The sequence below is a fragment of the Solidesulfovibrio sp. C21 genome (genome assembly GCF_047785625.1).
In the GTDB taxonomy this organism is placed as follows: Bacteria; Desulfobacterota; Desulfovibrionia; order Desulfovibrionales; family Desulfovibrionaceae; genus Solidesulfovibrio.
Genome location: NZ_JBLODY010000010.1, coordinates 1 through 17,221, shown reverse-complemented (window position 1 = coordinate 17,221; position 17,221 = coordinate 1). Strand labels below are relative to the sequence as shown.

10 protein-coding genes and 1 pseudogene are annotated in these 17,221 nt (G+C 64.0%); 4 read left to right on the top strand and 7 right to left on the bottom strand.

Translation table 11 applies throughout. The features are described from left to right. Positions 1 to 2: 2 nt before the first annotated feature. The 3 genes from ACMZ6R_RS05300 to ACMZ6R_RS05290 all read right to left on the bottom strand — a co-directional run bounded on the left by ACMZ6R_RS05300 (position 3) and on the right by ACMZ6R_RS05290 (position 10,105). Complete coding sequence (locus tag ACMZ6R_RS05300) at positions 3 to 4,721, bottom strand: SDR family NAD(P)-dependent oxidoreductase (protein WP_416109844.1); 4,719 nt, start codon at positions 4,719 to 4,721, stop codon at positions 3 to 5. A gap of 66 nt (positions 4,722 to 4,787) precedes the next feature. Next, positions 4,788 to 8,423 carry an amino acid adenylation domain-containing protein gene (locus ACMZ6R_RS05295; protein ID WP_416109843.1) on the bottom strand — a complete coding sequence of 1,212 codons (3,636 nt, stop codon included), beginning with the start codon at positions 8,421 to 8,423 and terminating at the stop codon, positions 4,788 to 4,790. Positions 8,424 to 8,617: 194 nt separating this feature from the next. After that, on the bottom strand, positions 8,618 to 10,105 hold the full coding sequence (locus tag ACMZ6R_RS05290) for a (2,3-dihydroxybenzoyl)adenylate synthase (protein WP_416109842.1): 1,488 nt from the start codon (positions 10,103 to 10,105) through the stop codon (positions 8,618 to 8,620). Positions 10,106 to 10,642: 537 nt separating this feature from the next. On the opposite strand from ACMZ6R_RS05290, the gene ACMZ6R_RS05285 reads away from it, so the two are divergent. Beyond that, the gene (locus tag ACMZ6R_RS05285; RefSeq protein WP_416109841.1) at positions 10,643 to 11,074 is read left to right on the top strand and encodes a helix-turn-helix transcriptional regulator; all 432 of its coding nucleotides are present in this window, start codon (positions 10,643 to 10,645) and stop codon (positions 11,072 to 11,074) included. 178 nt (positions 11,075 to 11,252) lie between these two features. Here ACMZ6R_RS05285 and ACMZ6R_RS05280 read toward each other — a convergent pair whose 3' ends face one another. From ACMZ6R_RS05280 to ACMZ6R_RS05265, 4 genes are all read right to left on the bottom strand, one after another. Next, a complete protein-coding gene (locus ACMZ6R_RS05280; RefSeq protein WP_416109840.1) occupies positions 11,253 to 12,419 on the bottom strand; it encodes an ABC transporter permease in 1,167 nt (388 codons plus the stop codon). Further along, on the bottom strand, positions 12,419 to 13,576 hold the full coding sequence (locus ACMZ6R_RS05275) for an ABC transporter permease (protein ID WP_416109839.1): 1,158 nt from the start codon (positions 13,574 to 13,576) through the stop codon (positions 12,419 to 12,421). The genes ACMZ6R_RS05280 and ACMZ6R_RS05275 overlap by 1 nt, the downstream gene beginning before the upstream one ends. Beyond that, positions 13,563 to 14,246, bottom strand: coding sequence for an ABC transporter ATP-binding protein (locus ACMZ6R_RS05270; RefSeq protein ID WP_416109838.1), 684 nt, complete (start codon positions 14,244 to 14,246; stop codon positions 13,563 to 13,565). Before ACMZ6R_RS05270 ends, ACMZ6R_RS05275 begins: the two co-directional genes overlap by 14 nt. A 128-nt stretch (positions 14,247 to 14,374) precedes the next feature. Further along, a complete protein-coding gene (locus tag ACMZ6R_RS05265) occupies positions 14,375 to 15,493 on the bottom strand; it encodes an efflux RND transporter periplasmic adaptor subunit (RefSeq protein ID WP_416109837.1) in 1,119 nt (372 codons plus the stop codon). 325 nt (positions 15,494 to 15,818) lie between these two features. Here ACMZ6R_RS05265 and ACMZ6R_RS05260 point away from each other — a divergent pair. The 3 genes and pseudogenes from ACMZ6R_RS05260 to tnpB form a co-directional block, all read left to right on the top strand. Next, positions 15,819 to 16,280, top strand: a pseudogene (locus tag ACMZ6R_RS05260) (tyrosine-type recombinase/integrase); the annotation flags it as partial. A gap of 433 nt (positions 16,281 to 16,713) precedes the next feature. Further along, positions 16,714 to 17,064 carry an IS66 family insertion sequence element accessory protein TnpA gene (gene tnpA / locus ACMZ6R_RS05255; protein WP_416109836.1) on the top strand — a complete coding sequence of 117 codons (351 nt, stop codon included), beginning with the start codon at positions 16,714 to 16,716 and terminating at the stop codon, positions 17,062 to 17,064. Further along, on the top strand, positions 17,061 to 17,221 hold a 161-nt coding region (gene tnpB, locus ACMZ6R_RS05250; RefSeq protein WP_416109890.1), incomplete at its 3' end, for an IS66 family insertion sequence element accessory protein TnpB. The genes tnpA and tnpB, both read left to right, overlap by 4 nt.

The window sequence follows — 17,221 nt, the reverse complement described above, 5'->3', positions numbered from 1 at the left end:
GATCACGAGCCGGCGCTGTCGGCCGCGCAATTGGGATGTACGCGGGAGGGCGTCGGCATGGGCCTGGGAACTGTCCGGGTCGAGGCCACGTCGTCGGCGTCTGCCTGCTGCTCGTCTGCTTGGCGGCTTTCGGCTACGAATCTGGCCATTTCCGCTACCGTGCCATGGCTGTAGACGATCCGCAGCGGGATCTCGATCCCAAACGCCTCCCGAAGGCGGGCAACGAGCGGCATGGCGTGCAACGAGTCGCCGCCCAGTTCGAAATAGGGATCGTTGACGCCAAGTCCTTCGATGCCAAGCACATCCTCCCAGGCCGCAAGGATGATCCGTTCCGTTTCATTGCCGGGAGCCGCGCGGGGGCTGGACAGCCTGGGCCGTGGATGGGCCTTGGCCTCCAGATTCGCCTGGTCGAACACGGTGCGCATGGCCCCGGCGGTTTTTTGCAGGTTGGCCAGGAGGGCGGGCAGATCCCGGGTGGAAACCACCACCTGTGGGAAGGCCGTGGACAGCAAACGGTTGAAGGCGTCGGCCCCTTCGTGGGGGGCGATGGCCTCCGCCATGTCCTCGCCGGCCAGTTTGTCCAGGGTTTCGCCGAACACGGCCCGGTGGCGCTTGAAAATGGCCCGGCCCATGCCGATGTTGGCCCAGTAGTCCCAGTTGACGGCCATGATGCCCTGCCGGCTGTCCCGGGCCCGGGCATTGGCGAAGGTGTCCAGAAAGATATTGGCCGAGGCGTAGTCCACCCCGCCTACCGAACCGATAAACGAGACCAGGGAGGAGCACAGGATGCAAAAGTCCAGGGGCGTGTCCCGGGACAACGCCTCCAGGACCAGGGTGCCGCGAATCTTGGCATTGGCGTTGCTGTCGGTATCGGCCAGGTCGCGCAGCTCGATCATGCCGCCGCCCTCCACGCCGGCGGCGTGGATGATGCCGTGTATCGGGCCGAAATGGTCCACGATCCGTTGCCAGGCTTCCCCCATTTCTTCCGGGGAACTGACATCGGCGGACAGGGGCAGGATCTCGGCCCCCAGTTTCTCCAGGCGCAGGGCCTTGGTCAGGGCTTCGCTGGTGCGGTCGTCCTGGTCGTGCTCGGCCAGCCACCGCTCCCAGTCCTGCCGCTTGGGCAGGCGTGTGCGGCCAAGCAGTGCCAACCTTGGGTGGCAACTGCCCGCCAGGTGCTCGGCCAGCACATAGCCCACGCCGCCCAGGCCGCCGGTGATCAGGTAGACCCCCCGGTCGCGAAACGGCGGGGTCTTGCCGGCCTCCGCCTGCAGCGGGATGGGGGTGAAATCCTGGATCCAGCGGTGCCGTCCGCGATAGGCCACGGTCTTTTCCTCCCGGAAGGTTTCCTGGGAGGCGGTGCATTCGCCAAGGAGCAGGCGAGCGAGCCGGCTCAAGTCCGCCCCGGTATCGGGCAGCTCGATGTCCACGTTCTTGCAGCGAAACGCCGGGAACTCGTTGGGGATGACCCGGCAGGGGCCGAGCAGGGTGGATTTTTCCGGGGACAAGCGTTCCGCCCCGGTGACCGCCTGGAGGTTGGTGCTCACCACGGTCAGCTGGGTGTCTCTACCACCGAGGTTGACGGCCGTTATGGCGCGCATGAGGTAGATGAGGCTGTTGTAACCGAGGTCCTGCACGGCCTCGTAATAGGCAAGTCCGCTCTCCACCTGGTCGTCCGGCGAGATATTCCACAAATGCACGATCCGTTGTGGCCCTTGTCCTGACTCGGCCAGGCGCCGCAGCAAGGCGTCGTAGTCCTCCTGATGGCCGGGATGGATCGTAAACGTCCCTCCGCTGCCGTCAAAGCCGTCGCCGGCCCGAACCTCCACGACATCCTGCCCGGACCGGGACAAATGGCCGACAAACGCCTTTCCCAATCCGTGGATGTCGGTAAAAACCAGCCAGGTCTCCCGTTCGGCCAGGGAGACCGGACCACGCCAGGCCCGGTGGGACAGGGCGCGTTTCCAGGAAGGCGCGTAGAACCATTCGGCGATGTCGGGGCGTTTGGCCGCCGCTTCCTCAAGGGTCCGTTGCCGCTGGCCGGGCTTGGGCGTGATGGCGTAGCGCTGCCGTTCGAAGGGATAGGTGGGCAGGGGAATCCTCCTGCCTTTGTCCTGGGGGTCCATGGCCTTTTTCCAGTCGACGTCCAGTCCGGCCAGCCACAGGGAGCCAAGGGCCCTGGCGCAGACCAGCAGGTCCGGATCGGTCTGGCGGGCATCGCGCATGCTGGCGACCACATGATGGGCGTCGGTCATGTCCGGGTGCCGGCCGGCCAGGGCTTTCAGCCCCTGCCCGGGGCCCAGCTCCAGGAGAAGCGTGTCCGGGGTTTCCAGCAATTTCGCCAGGCCCTGGGAAAAACGCACGGTGCCGCGCAGGTGCTGCACCCAATACTCCGGGTCCGTGGCCTGCTCCGGGGTGATCCAATCGCCGGTGACATTGGAGAGAAACGGGATTTCCGGAGCGTTGCGCGCCACCCGCGAAACGGTTCGACGAAAGTCCTCCATGATCGGTTCCACCATGGCGCTGTGCCCGGCCCGTCCGCTGGCCAGAGGGCGGAAACCGATCCTGTTTTCCTTGAGCTGCCGCTGCAGGACGGTCATGGCCTCCACGGGGCCGGAAACCATGCACAGGCTGGGCCCGTTGACGGCGCCCAGGGAGAGGGCGTCGCCCAGGAATTCCCGCAAGGTTTCCTCGCAGGCCAACGCCACGAGCATGGCGCCCTCGGGGACGTTCTCCATCAAGGCGGCGCGGCATGCCACCAGGGTGAGCGCGTCTTCCAGGGAAAACACGCCGGCCAGGGTCGCGGCCACGTATTCCCCGAGGCTGTGGCCGAGCATGGCCCGGGGGCGCACCCCCCAGGAGCGCCATAAGGCAGCTAAGGCATATTCGGTGACGAAGATGGCCGGCAGCCCAGGCATGGGTTGGGACAAGGCGGCAAGCGCCTTTTCCGAGGCATCCGGTCCGGGGTAGAGTACCTGGCGGATGTCGCTCTCCAGACGGGGAGCCAGGAGAGCGCCGCAATGGTCGACCGCTTCCCGAAAGACCGGTTCCTTGGCGTAGAGTTCCGCGCCCATGCCCGCATACTGGGTTCCCGCCCCGGGAAACAGGAAGGCCACGGATTTGTCCGAGCCGCCCACAGGGGCGCGGGAGAACAGGGTATGTTTGGGATCCCCGGTGGTCAGTATCCGGATCGCGTCCTGCCGGTCCCGGCACAGGATCGCCTTTCTGTGGGGAAAGGGGGTGCGGCCATTTTGCAACGTGTGGGCTGCGTGGAAAAGATCGGCGTCCGGAATGCGTTCAAGGGCGTCGCGCAGTTGGTGGCTGGCCGTTTCCAGAGCGCTTTCCGAACGGGCGGACAGGGGCAGGAGGTGCCATTGCCTGGGCGGGGCGTCAGACATGTCCGTTCGTGGCGGCTCCTCCATGATGATGTGGGCATTGTTCCCGCCCAGGCCAAAGGAACTGACCCCGGCCCGCCGGGGCGTGTCCCCGCCTTGCCAGTCCACAAGGCGCGTGTTGACGTAAAACGGGCCGTTTTCGAAATCGATGGCCGGGTTGGGGGTGTGGAAATGCAGGCTGGGGACCTGTTTGGCGTCCCGAAGGCACAGGGCGGCCTTGATGGCCGAGGCCACACCCGCCGCCGCGTTTAGGTGGCCGACGTTGGTTTTCACCGAGCCGATGGCGCAGCTTTGCCGGGGCAGTTTCGTGCCGTCGTAGCCTGCGGTCAGGGCCTGGATCTCGATGGGATCGCCCATGACCGTGCCCGTGCCGTGGGTCTCCACGTACCCGATGGTGGCCGGGGACACGTCGGCCATGGCCACGGCCTCGGCAATGGCCTCCCGCTGGCCGCGCACGCTGGGGGCGGTGAAACCCACCTTGTCCGAACCGTCGTTGTTGGTGGCAAAGCCCCGGATCACGGCATGGATGGTGTCCCGGTCCTCCAGGGCGTCCTGGAGGCGTTTGAGCACCAGGATGCCCAGGCCGTTGCCGGTGGCCACGCCCGAGGCCTCGGCGTCGAAGGCGCGGCACAGACAGTCGCGGGAAATGGCGCCGTCGGCTGCCTGGTGCAGGAAACCGTGCTTGCTGGGGATATCCACGCTGACCCCGCCGGCCAGGGCCATGTCCACCTGGTATTCCATAAGCGCCTGGCAGGCCATGCAGATGCCGACCAGGGAGCTGGAGCAGGCGGTTTGGGCGAGCACGGCCGGCCCCCGGAGATTGAGCTTGTAGCTCACCCGGCTGGCCAGGTAGTCCTTGTCGTTGCCCAGCAGCACGTTCAGGGCGCGGGTTGGTTTGGCCAGGGAAAAGTCCTGGAGCAGGTTCAGGAAATAGGTGCTGAAGGCGGCGCTGGCAAACACGCCCACCACGGCGTCTCCGGTGCCGGGCACATAGCCGGCGTTTTCCATGGCCTGCCAGGCGCATTCCAGGAACAGGCGTTGCTGGGGGTCGATGTATTCCGCCTCGCCGTGGGAAATATTAAAGAAACCGGCGTCGAAGAGCTCCACGTCGTCCAGGATGTACCCGGCCTTGATAAAATCCGGATGCCGGAGCAGTTCCGGGGCGATGTTGCTGGCGAGCAGTTCCTCGTCCGAGAACCGGCGTAAGGAATTGACCCCGTTTTGGATGTTATCCCAGAATTGGTCGATGTCCCGGGCGCCGGGAAAACGTCCGGCCATGCCGATGATGGCGACGCCGAATGCGTTTTCCAGAGTTGGTGTGCTCATGGCAAAGTCTTTTCCCCTGGAGACCTGACTGGCTCCGGTTTGCTGACGGCAAATCGCGCTGGAATCTTACGCGGTCTGTTGCCGGCCGCGCAGGGCGTTTTGCATTCTTTCCCGGCGCTGCCCGCCCCGGCGGGTGGTTCTTGCGGCGTCGGCCCCGGCGTCCTGGTTGGCGGTCATGAAGCGGGCCAGGGCGTTGACCGTGGGATATTCGAAGATGTTGACGATGGAGAGTTCCCGGAGCGCATGCTCCTGCAACCGGGCGTGCAGGCGCAGGGCGAGCAGGGAATTGCCCCCCATCTCGAAGAAGTTGTCGTGGACGCCCACATGTTCGCACTTCAGCAGGTCGCGCCAGATGGCAGCCACCTGCTTTTCCGTGGCGTCCCGGGGCAAAACCCGTGGCGGACGGTTGGCTTCGAGATGGCGGGCCGCGTCGCGGGCGAGCTGTTTCTTGTCCAGTTTCCCGTTGGGGGTCAGGGGGAGTTTGTCCAGCCGGATGACCGCCGGCGGCACCATGTAGTCAGGGAGCTTTTGCCCCACAAAGGCGCGTAAACTCTCCGATGTCAGGCCCGAACCGTTCCCGGCCACCACATAGCCTACCAGGCGACCATTGCCCTGGGCTGTCCCGCTGACCACCACGGCGGCCTCCCGGACTTCGGGATGGCCGAGCAGGGTGGTTTCGATCTCGCCCAGTTCGATGCGATAGCCCCCAATCTTGACCTGAGAGTCCTCCCTGCCCAGAAACTCGATGGAGCCGTGGGGCGTGAACCGACCCAGGTCGCCCGTGCGGTAGAGGCGTTCCCCGGTGACGGGGTGGACCACGAAGCTGGCATCGGTTTTTGCCTTGTCCTTCCAATAGCCTTTGGCCAGCCCCAGGCCGCCGATATAAATCTGGCCCACGGCCCAGTCCGGGCGTTGTTCCAGGGAGGGACCCAGCACGTACAGGCGTTGATTTTTCATGGGGTAGCCGTAGGGAATGCTCTTCCAGGCGGCGTCTACCTCCCCGATGGGGTAGAGGACCGACCAGATGGAGGCTTCGGTGGCGCCGCCCAGGCCGATGATGGTCGTGTCCTTGGTCAGGTGGCGGATGCGTTCGGGCAGGTCCAGGGGAATCCAGTCGCCGCTGAGCAGGGCGAGACGCAGGGGCGCAAAGGGCTGATCCGGCCGGGAAGCCGCGTGCTCGACCAGCATCTGCATGAGCGCAGGCACCGAGTTCCAGATGGTCACCCGCTCCCTGCCCATAAGCTCCAGCCAATGGGACGGGTCCTTGCGCCGGCCGGCCTCGGGGATGACCAAAGCCCCGCCCGCGGCCAGGGTGCCGAAGATGTCGTAGACCGAAAGGTCGAAGTTGAGTTCGGAAAGGGCGAACACCCGGTCCCGGTGCGTGACCCCGAAGCGGGCATTGACGTCCAGCACCGTGTTCACGGCGCCGTGGTGGTCGATCATGACCCCCTTGGGCATCCCGGTGGAACCGGAGGTGTAGATGACATAGGCCAGGTCGCCCCCGGTTTGTCGGGTTTCCGGGACAGGCAGGTCGGTGGCGGCCGGCTGCGTGGATTCCACAACGCAAACATGCGTCTTTTGGGGCCAGCCCATCCGTTCCCGCATTTCCGGTTGGGTGACCACGAGTTCGGCTTCGCCGTTTGCCAGCAAGTGCCGGATGCGCGCTTCCGGAAAATCCGCGTCAATGGGCAGGTAGGCCGCTCCGGCGTACAAAATGCCCAACACCGCCACCACCTGCTCCCAGCCCTTGTGCATGACTACGGCCACCAGACGGTTGGGGCCCGCGCCGAGCGCCACGAGTTCCCTGGCCAGATGGCGGGCCCGATGGTCCAGTTCGCCGTAGCCGAGGGTCCGTCGGGGTGTGATGATTGCCGGCGCGTCCGGCTGTTGTTGGGCCTTGCGGGCAAAAAGGGTGTGGAGCAGGTCGGTGGCGCATTCGCCGTCGGTGCTGTTGCGGGCAAGCCGTCTGGATTCCTGGTGCGCGGGCAGGGCCATCTCGGCCGGACGCTCCCAGGCCGAGGCGTCGTCGGCCAGGCGCCCAAGCAGGGAGCGGTAGGCGGCGAACATGTCGTCGATGAGCCCCTGGGGGAAGAGTTCCTCCACCACATCCCAGCGGCAGGACAGGGCTCCGTGCCTTTCGCGGATCTGGTGGTCCAGGACCACCTGGGGCGTGCGCACGGACATGAAGGCGCACTCGCCCATCAGGCTTTCCCAGGTTTCCTCTTGTCCGTCCTGGTCGATGCTGCCGCCCACACCCGTGATGCTGGTGAAGACATAGGGCACGATGTAGGGGGCGTTGCCCTCCTGACGCCTGGCCAGCTCCCGCATGACCTCGATGCCGCTGTAGGCGCGGTGCTCCATGCCCTCCAAGATTTCCCGCTGGAGGCGACGGCCGGCGGCGGCGAAACTGTCCGCGCTGTGGTTGCGCACGGCCACGAGCAGGATGGAGGTGAAGTCGCCCAGTATTTCCGTCACTTCCGGGTGCAGCCCCTGGCGGTTGTACTGGGTCAGGTTCAGGGTGAAGCTGTCATGCCGGTTCCAGGCGCCTAGCACCTTGGCGTAGGCTGTGAGCAGGGCCGCGGACGGGGTCAGACCGGCCCGGGCGGCCTGTTCCTTGAAGCGGCGCCATTGTTCGGGAGAAAGGTCGCACTGGCGTCCAGAGAAATGGAAATCGGACACCGTGGCCATGTCCTTGACCATGGGCAACTCGGGCGGCTGGGGCATGGTCGGGAGCTTGTCCAGCCAATACTGCCGGGAACGTTGGTAGTGCTCGGTGGCGGGCAGGCCGGCCAGGCAGGTCACGTAGTCGCGAAAGGACAGGGACAGGGGCGCGGGCAGGGACTCGGGGTTCTCGTAGCAGCGCGCCAGGTCCCGAAACAGGATCTGGATGCTCTGGCCGTCGAAGACGAGCAGATCCAGGCTGATGTGAAAGCGGACCATGCCGTCGCCAAAACGGCTGGCTCGAAATTCGAACAGGGGCCAGGTGTCGCTTCGCGGCCCCGCTTCCGTCATCTCCCGCCTGATCGCCTCCAGGGCCTGGCGGGTTATTTTTCCGTCTGTGCCCCGCAGGTCGCGCACCTGCACGGCGTAGTCCGGGACGTGTTCGAGGATCTGCTGCTCCCCGCTTGGCAGAACCACGGCGCGCAGCATGTCGTGCCGCTTTATCACCTGCCGCAGGGCGCGGCTTAGCCGGTCGAAGTCCAGACCCTGGTCGGTCCTGTCAAACTCCGCGTAGGCGTGGCAGGGCACGTTGCCCCAGCCGATGGCGCCGCTTTGGCCGATCCAGTAGGCGTACTGGATGTCGGTGAGGGCAAAGGGCTTGTGGCGGTTGGCCGGGTCGGGGACGATGGGAGCGCCCAGGGCCTGGGCCATGCCCGTGGGACCGTCCTGCGGGTTTTGTGTCTCCAGGGCGCGTGCAAGCAGGGCGGCCAGGGTGTCGAGGGTCAGGTGCTGAAACGCTGCGATGGCCTCGCTTGGCGTTATGGCGATCCGCAACTGGGTGGCGATGCTTTCCAGCAGCCTGAAAAAGAGCAGCGAATCCATGCCGTAGAGCATCAGATGCGTGCTCTGCTCCAGCATGGCGCCGTCGATGTGCAGCACCGCGGCCACCTTCCGCCTGCCGTATTCGACCAGTTGGCCGTGGCGCGCTTCGCCCCCGGACGCGCCGGGTTCCTTGAGGATGGAAACGTCTTCGGGGCGCATTACGGCTGCTGCCGGAGCAACATTACCCATGGAACACACTCCGTTGTTGTGTGGTCTTGTTCGTGCCACCGTTGGAAGGATGTCGCCGGCCCCCGGGCCGTCCCTGACGTGCCGCAAGAACCGGGCGGGCCGGCGACCGGCCATGGCGGTGTTCCCGGCCAAGGGCGCGGGGCGCGCCGATCTGGCCGCGCTGGTCATCCGGCCATGGCAGCGAGCTTTCGTTTGTCGATTTTTCCCACCGCGGTCAGCGGCCACATGGCGATGTGCTCCAACTGGTCGGGCATGCAGTGGCGGGCCACGCCGCGTTGCCGCAGAAAATCATGGATGTCGCGCAGGGAAAGCTCTCCCCCCGCCGGCATGAGAAAGGCGCAACTGCGTTCGCCGAGGTCCGCGTCCGGCAGCGGCACAAGGGCGGCATCCACCACCTGGGGATGGCAGCGCAGGTGGGTTTCGATCTCCACGGCGGAAATCTTTTCGCCCGCCCGGTTGATGTGGTCCTTGATGCGGCCCATGACCTGGATGTTGCCTTCCGGGGTGAAACGGACCCTGTCCCCGGATCGGTAGAAACCGTCGGGCGAAAACGAGCGGGCGTTGTGCTCCGGGGCCCGGTAGTAGCCGCGAATGGTGTAGGGGCCGCGCACCATGAGTTCGCCCACGGCGCCCGGGGGCACGTCCTGGCCGTCCTCGTCCACGACCCGGATCTCGTCGGCAGGGCAAAGCGGCTTTCCCTGGGTGAAAAGGACTTCGTCGTCGTCAGCGCCCGGCCGGGTGAAGCACAGCACTCCCTCGGCCATGCCGAACACCTGCTGCAGGTCGCAGCCCAGGGTGGGCTTGACCCGTGCGGCAAGCTCCGGCTCCATCCTCGCGCCGCCAACCTGGAGCGTTTTGAGGCTGGACAGGTCGTTTTTGTCCCATTGCACGGCCGGCAGCCAGAGATTGACCAGGGGCGGCACCAGGGCGGTGACGTTGACCCGTTCCCTGGCGATGGCCGGGAAGGCTTCGTCCGTACTGGGCGTCTGGATGCACACGACCCGCCCGCCCTGGGACAGGGTGCCGAGGAGCCCGGGGCTGCAGAGCGGGAAATTGTGGGCCATGGGAAGCGCCGCCAGGTAGACGGTGTCCTTGGTGAAGCCGCAACGCGCTGCCGAGGCCCGGGCATTGAGCGAATAGTCGGCGTGGGTGCGCGGAATGAGCTTGGGCGTGCCCGTGGTGCCGCCGGACAGGAGCAGGACCGCTATGTCGTCGGGGGCAGGGCCGGGCATGTCTTGCGTATCCAGGAAAAGGGCGTCCCAGGCCAGGGAGCCCTGCAGTCCCGCATCGGTAATGACATGGCGCAGGCAGGCATGCCGCCGGGCCGCGTTGCGGGCGAGCGTCCCGTGGTCGAAGCCCAGGAAATTTTCCACGGTGATGGCGGCCACGGGTTTTGCCAGGGAGCAAAAGGCGTGGATGTCCGATTCCCGGTTGGCCATCATGGACAGGATGGGGATGGCGCCGAGGCGCAGCAGGGCAAAGACGCAGACGGCAAACCGCAGGCTGTTCGGCAACTGGACCAGGACACGGTCCCCTTTTTTAATACCCAGGCGGCGCAGGCCGTTGGCAAAGGATGTCGCCTTGATATCCAGCTCGGCATAGCTCAGACGACTGTTGCGTTCCACAATGGCAATGCGGCTGCCTTGGGTCATCGCCCACTCTCGCAAGTGGTCTGAGAGGGATTTTGGCAACCAGTAGCCTTTGTCTCGGTAGTGTTGTTTGAAATGATCCGGGTATTCACAAAAATCAGACAGCATAGTTCACCATATCCATCAAAGAGTATGTTCGGATGCTGACGTACGATAGCAGGGCCCCTTTGGGACCACTAACTGTTCCAGAACAATAATTGATGGATAATGAATTTCATTTTCAATAACACGGGGAATCCTGTACAACCCGACAGCAAGGTGAACCCAGATTCGGTGTTTGGGTAATATGTCGATTTTATTTTTTAAATTAGATCCTTGGGCTGCCAAGGTCAAAGGCAAGATGCTTCGGGCAAGTGCCCGGACGAAATCGGGAACGGGATGCCTGTCCGGGAGGGGGTTGCCTTCCCGGAACGTTGACGGCGCTCCCGAAACCGCGCGTCTTGGCTCGCCAGGGCAGTGCCACTTGGATCGCGGCCGAAAGGAGACGACATGATGCGATGTGAAAGTACGTCCTTTGCGAACGCATGCCCCGGCGCCGCCATGCCGGCAGCCCTGGAGGCGGCCGATATCCTGCGCGACAACATCGAAACGCCCCCCCGCCTGATGGATCTCGCCCGCAGGGTGGGCGTTTCCCCCCCACGGCTCAACCGGGAATTCCGGCATCACTTCGGGGCCACGGTTTTCGGCTATTTGCGCGTCCTGCGGCTGGAAGAGGCCCGACGCCTGTTGGAAAGCAGCGACATCAACATCACGGACGCCGCCTTCACCGTGGGCTACCAGAGCCTTCCCTCGTTCAGCCGGGCTTTTCGGGATCGATTCGGCGTGTGTCCGCGGCAATACCGCAACCGTCTTCGGCCTCGTTGCCGGCGATCGAAGGCAGCCGCGCCGGGCCGCCAGCGGATGGAATCGCCTGCGGCGGCCGGGGGGCAAGCCTTCCCCCGGACCCCTTGGCAGGGGGAACATTGGGGGTAGCGCGCCTCGCCCATCCGTTTTGAGGCAGCGTTGGGGAACCCCCTGAGAAACGCAGGCGGGCCGGCTTTTCCGAACGTCGGGCCGCCTGCGTGAGCAGCTCCAAGCATGACAGGATTCCAAAGGACGGAGTCCTTTGGCCGCCGGAGGCGTCTTTTCCCCCGTTGGCTGGAAGCCGGTCCTAGTCGTCCCGCAACGCTGCCACGATGTTGAGGCGGGCCGCCCGCACCGCCGGGAAAAAGCCGCCCGCCACGCCCATGATCGCCGCAAAGGCCAGGGACAGGCCGGTGATCCAGGGGGTCAGGGTGAACTTGAAGGAGAGTTCGGAGAAGGTTTGGAAATTGGTCGTGGAAAAGGTCAGAAACGACAGACAGGAGGCCAGGGCCACCCCGGAGATGCCCCCAAGCAGGCCCAGGAAGAGGGATTCCAGCAGAAAGGCGGTCAGGATGGCCCCGCGTCGGAAGCCGATGGCCCGCAAGGTGCCGATCTCGGGAACCCGGTTGGCCACGGCCGAATACATGGTGATGGTGGCCCCGATGACGGCGCCGAGGGAAAAGATCACCGTCAGGGTCACGCCGAGCACCGTGAGAAACTTGCGCATCCTGTCCGACTGCTTCTCGTAGTAGCGCGTTTCTCGCCAGGTCTCGGCCTGGAGCCGGGGATCGGTTTCGATGGCCTGCCTGTAGGCGGCAAAAAGCGCGGGGTCGCGCAATCCGGCCACCACCGTGGAATAGGCGTTGCGGCCGAAGGCCGGCATGAGCTGGTTGGCGTCGCCCCATATTTCCGAGGAAAATCCCGTGGTTCCGGCGTCAAAGACGCCGACCACGGGCCATTCCCGCTTGCCGAAGTGCAGGCTTTGGCCAAGCCCGGCGCCTGTAAATCCCGAGGCCACGGCCTTGCCCACCATGACTTCCGGCGTCCCGGGCCGGGGCAGACGGCCCGCGATGAGGCGCACCTGGGGCCGCAGTTCCAGGGAAGCCGCGTCCGTGCCCCGGATGGTCACGTTGGCGACTTTGCCCGTGGATTTTTTGGGGAGGCCGATCAGGACCACGGTTTCCCTGGCGACCATGGTCCGGCCTTGGCCGTCAAAGGCGATCTCCGGCTGGGTGGCCATGGCCGAGGCGGTGGGACGTTCGATGCTGCTTTTGATTTCCGTATCCGAGCCTTTGCGCAGGACGATGGCGTTGCCCGGGGACCCAGTGGTCACGAGCGTCCGGCGCAGCCCCTCGGCCAGCATGAGGGTGGCCGTGAACACGAAGACCACCAGGGCCATGCCTCCGGCGGTGAGCAGGGTGGTCAGCCAGCGGGTGCGCAGATTGCGCCAGGAATAGGCCAGGGGCACGGGCATCAGCCGATCCTCCGGAACGCCTCGGCAATGCGTACCGATGAGACCCGCCAGGCCGGCACGATGGCAGCACACACGCCGACCAGCAGCCCGAAGGCGAATACCAAGGCGATGGTTTGGGGTGAGACGAGAAAGACGGGAAAGTATTGGGCCAGGCTGGCGCCGAAGGCCCGGGCCAGGGGCGGCAGCATGGCCATGCCCAGGGCGGCGCCGGTAAGGGACAGGAGAAGGGATTCGGCCAGGAACATGAGTCCGAGGGGCCGGCCGCGAAAGCCGAGGGTCTTGAGGGCCGCGAATTCTCCCAGACGTTCCCGGGCCGACATGGTCATGGTGTTGGCCGCCACGGCCAGGATGATGAAAATGATCATGAAGGACACCATTTTGACGGCCAGGAGGATGGTTTCGCTCATGGACAGGAAACCGAGCTGGAAGGCGCGTTCGGTCTCGGTCAGGGTTTCGGCCTGGGAATTGACGAACAGGGCGTCGATGGTCTTGGAGACTTCCGCCGCCCGGTTGGGGTCGGCGATGCCGATGATGAAAAAGCCCGCTTGGCCGGCCCGGCTCGGACTGCGCTGCTTCATGGTTTCGTTGAGATAGGCCCACTGGAAATACAGCACGGACTCGTTGGTGTCCGGTCGTCCCCCGGTATAGATCCCCCGGATGGTCAGCGGCCAGTCGCCGGGAAAAAGGGTGCCGCGCAGGGTGATGGTGTCGCCCACGCGCCAGTGGAAGCGTTCGGCCAGTTTGCGGCCGATGATGGCGCCCTTGCGGTCCGTGACAAAGGCCTTGCGCTCGGCCGGTGTGACCTGAATCTCCGGGTAGAGGCGGAAAAAGCCGTCCGATTCCACCGCCAGGTTGGCGAAAAAGTTTTTCTTGTCCTTGTAGACGCCGCTGAACCAGTTGCCGGCGATGACCACATCCACCCCGGATGTCCGGCGGATGCGTTCCTTGTAGGGATAGGGCAGGGGCTGGGCCAGGGACACGGCGTTTCGGGTCACCAGCCGGTTGGCCGCCGCGGCCGAGGAGCCGGCATTCCAGGCGTCGAGCACCGTGCGCATGAGGCCGAAGGCGAGCAGGGCCACGGCCACGCCCACAATGGTCAGGATCGAGCGCAAACGGTGCCGGAAGGCGTTTTTGAGAATCAGCTTAAGGAGCAACACGCAGTTCACCCTTTTCGAATGTGCGCACCAGATGTGCGGCCGCGGCGGCCCGCTGGTCGTGGGTCACCATGATGATGGTCTTGCCAAGCTCCCTGTTGAGGCGGCCGAGCAGATGCATGATGTCGGTCGCGGAGGTGCGGTCCAGATCGCCCGTGGGTTCGTCGGCCACGATGATGTCCGGATCGGTGACGATGGCCCGGGCGATGGCCACGCGTTGCTGCTGGCCGCCGGAGAGCTGGGAGGGCTTGTGGTCGCTGCGGTCGGGAAGGCCCACGGCCTCGAGGGCGGCCCGGGCGTGGTCCCGGCGCTGGCGGGCGGGGAGCGTGGTGAGCAGGAGCGGCAGCTCCACGTTTTCCAGGGCCGACAGCACGGGAATGAGATTGTAGAACTGGAAGATGAATCCCACGTGCCGGCTGCGCCATTCGGCCAGCTCGCCTTCGCTTAGGGTGGTAATGTCCGTGCCGTTGATGACGATGCTGCCGCCATTGACGCCGTCGATGCCGGCGATGCAGTTGAGCAGGGTCGATTTGCCCGATCCCGAGGGACCGATGAGGGCCAGGAATTCTCCGGCCGCGATGTCGAAGGTGATATCGGTCAGCACCGGCAGGATCTGGTCACCGCGCCGGTAGGATTTGGAGAGTCGGTCGATGGCGATAAGCGGGGTGTTCATGCTGCCTGCCGGGGGTACAGGGTGGACCCGGCCCGGGCGTTTTCACGCGCTTTGATGGCGGGACGGGAAAAGGCGTTGTCCTTGGGGGGAGGTGTCATTCCGGGATGGATGGGCATGGCGGGCTCCGGCTATCCTTCGGCCAGGGTCACGGCGTCCCCGCTTTGCAGCTTGTCCGGAGGCGAGAGGATCAGCCGCTGGCCGGTGGCCAGGCCCGAGGTCACGACCCGCATGTCGCCCAGGGCCTCGCCCAGGGCCACGCCGGTGCGCACCGCCTTGCCGTCCTGGATGACGAAGACTTCCGGCTTTCCATTCCGCGTGACCACGGCCGTGTCCGGAATGGCCACCCGGGGGGTGGTTTCGGCGGCGGTCAGGGGACGGGAGAGAAAGGCCACCTTGGCGCTCATTTCCGGCAGCACGCGCGGGTCCAGTTTGTCGAAGGTCACCTTGACCAGCACGGTCGCCTTGGTGCGGTCGGCCGTGGGCACGATCATGTGCACCTTGCCGGGAAAGCGTTCGCTCGGGATGGCGTCGAGGGTGATCTCGCACGGCTCGCCCACTTTCACGAGGTGCAGGCTGGACTCGGCCACATCGACCTCGGCGGCCAGGGATCCCATGTCCGCGATGGTGACCACGGCCGCCTTGGACGTGGTGGACGCGCCAAGGGGCGAGATGATGTCGCCCACGTCGGCGTTTTTGGTCAGCACCACGGCGTCGAAGGGCGCTTCGAGGTCGGTGTAGGCCAGGGTGGCCTCGGCCTGGTTGAAGGCCTCGATGCGAGAGGCCTGGGTGGCTTTGGCCTGGTCCAGGGTGGCGATGGCCTTGTCCAGGCGGGCCTTGGCCGTATCGTACTCGGAGTGGGCCACATAGTCGCCGGCCACAAGCTTTCCCATGCGGGTGAAGTGCAGCCGGGCGTCGGTCAGTTCGGCCGTGTTCGCGGCGATCTGGTATTGGGCCGCCTCCAGGTCATGGCGGGCCAGATCGCGGGCCGCTTGCAGATCGGCGCTCTCCAGGCGGGCCAGGATTTGCCCTTTTTCCACTCGGTTGCCTTCCTCCACCCCGAGCCAGACGAGTTGGGCCGTGGCCTTGGTGGCCAGGGCGGCCTTGCGCTGGGCCACAATATAGCCGCTGGCGGTCAGGGTGGTGATGGTGCGGGAAGGATAGGCCAGGACCACGGTTACGGCCTGTACTGCAACGGTTCGCGGCGACAGTGTCCAGACGACAAGACAAAAAATGATCAGTAGCGCCAAAATTGCTGGCCAGAATTTGCGTTTATTTTGTCGTCTATGGTTGGAGTTAGGTCGAAACTTATCTGATTTGTCGATGCGTAGTGCATCCAGTGTGTCGTTCATACAACCCCCAATGAAGCATTTCTCTGGATAATGTCCACCTCGTGCTCCGTCGTCAAGCCGTGGTAGCCCTTATTACTTAAGAGAGCTTTCTTTAGTAAAAAGGTTATCCCAAATGTAACAACAGTAGGGCCCCAAAGGCTCTTGGGGCAATCCCCTTGCCCGAGACGGCCGGCATGAAGTCCATCCAGGCCGACACCATCAAGATCGAGGTGGACCCGGGTAGGAGGTCTGCTTCAACCTGGGCACTCGTCCTGGGGAGTCCGAACTCTTGTCCTTGCGATGGGATGACGTGGACTTCGCTGCCGGTACCGTCAGGATTTATGCCAGCAAGACCAAGACCTATCGGACGGTTCCGATTAACCCTGACTTCCTGAAACGGATGGAGGACGAGAAGAAGGATTCGGTGTCCGGGTATGTCATCGAGTACATGGGCCGAGGGCTCACCACCATCCGAAAGGCCTTCAAGAACGCTTGTCAACGGGCGGGGATCACCTACCCGACCAGGATGTACGACCTGCGGCACCTGTTCGCGACCACTTTGCTCAACAAAGGGGCAGATCTGGCCGCCGTGTCGAAGATGATGGGGCATTCGACCGTAAAACTGACTGCTGATACCTACTACCACTACATGTCAGGGGAAAAGGAACGCGCTGTCCGGCTGCTGCCGGGTTTAGCGGTTGCGTAAGAGGCGAAGGCGGGATTCCTGAGCAAAGGTTTTCCGCCTTATTTGTTTGAATAACAATCAACTATTATTTAAGAAAGGTCAGATTATGGGAACGATTCACAACATGTAAGACTATATAAAAAAGAACTACTTTAAATGTGATTACGCAAAATCAAAGAAAATTACCAAGGACGATATAAAGATTCTCGGCACATTAGACACAATTCTGGCAAATACGGATGAACTCAATGAATACTGGTTTAACGTCAATTATGACCTCAAGCTCCTGAGAGAAGCTCTCGCAGAAAAACTTAGATCAAAGTAGACGATTTATCTATAGTTATTGGCAAAGGGGAGATTTCTATAGCAGGGGAGTCTCGTTGTAAGCGTCCAAATAGGTCCTTCTTACGTCGCTTGAATTTTCTGCCATGGTTTATCCCACAGGAGGACGACCATGGCAGCACCAGCTACAGAAGTGCGTTCCTTGAAGGCGGCGTATTGGTCGGAGCATGTTGCAGCTTGTCAGCGTAGCGGTCTGAGCCAGGGAACATACTGTCGGCAGCATGGCCTTTCCCAGAGTTCCCTGAGCTATTGGCGCAAGCGTTTAGGCGCAAAGAATGACAGGGATGCCGCGTCTTTCGTCACCATCGTCCCCGTGCCGCTGTCCGCGTCGACTCAACCAGACATTGCCACCGCACCGGAACCGATGCTGGTGCATGTGGGCAACGCCTTTCGCATCGAGATACGCGGCGATTTCGCCGCACCGGTGCTTGAGAAACTCGTTCGCACACTGACGCGGCTATGATGTTGCCGGTAAACGGCGTCCGGGTCTACCTGGCCCTGGGAGCCACGGACATGCGCAAATCCATCGACGGCCTGTCCATCCTGGTTTCGCGGCAGATGCAACTCGATCCGTTCGCGGGCCATCTGTTCGGCTTTTGCAACCGCAGCCGGACCATCAT

Bases quoted from the DNA above. Each gene is read 5' to 3' on its own strand.
- ACMZ6R_RS05300 (WP_416109844.1), bottom strand. From the start codon at position 4,721: ATGAGCACACCAACTCTGGAAAACGCATTCGGCGTCGCCATCATCGGC.
- ACMZ6R_RS05295 (WP_416109843.1), bottom strand. From the start codon at position 8,423: ATGCGCCCCGAAGACGTTTCCATCCTCAAGGAACCCGGCGCGTCCGGG.
- ACMZ6R_RS05290 (WP_416109842.1), bottom strand. From the start codon at position 10,105: ATGACCCAAGGCAGCCGCATTGCCATTGTGGAACGCAACAGTCGTCTG.
- ACMZ6R_RS05285 (WP_416109841.1), top strand. From the start codon at position 10,643: ATGCCGGCAGCCCTGGAGGCGGCCGATATCCTGCGCGACAACATCGAA.
- ACMZ6R_RS05280 (WP_416109840.1), bottom strand. From the start codon at position 12,419: ATGCCCGTGCCCCTGGCCTATTCCTGGCGCAATCTGCGCACCCGCTGG.
- ACMZ6R_RS05270 (WP_416109838.1), bottom strand. From the start codon at position 14,246: ATGAACACCCCGCTTATCGCCATCGACCGACTCTCCAAATCCTACCGG.
- tnpA (WP_416109836.1), top strand. From the start codon at position 16,714: ATGGCAGCACCAGCTACAGAAGTGCGTTCCTTGAAGGCGGCGTATTGG.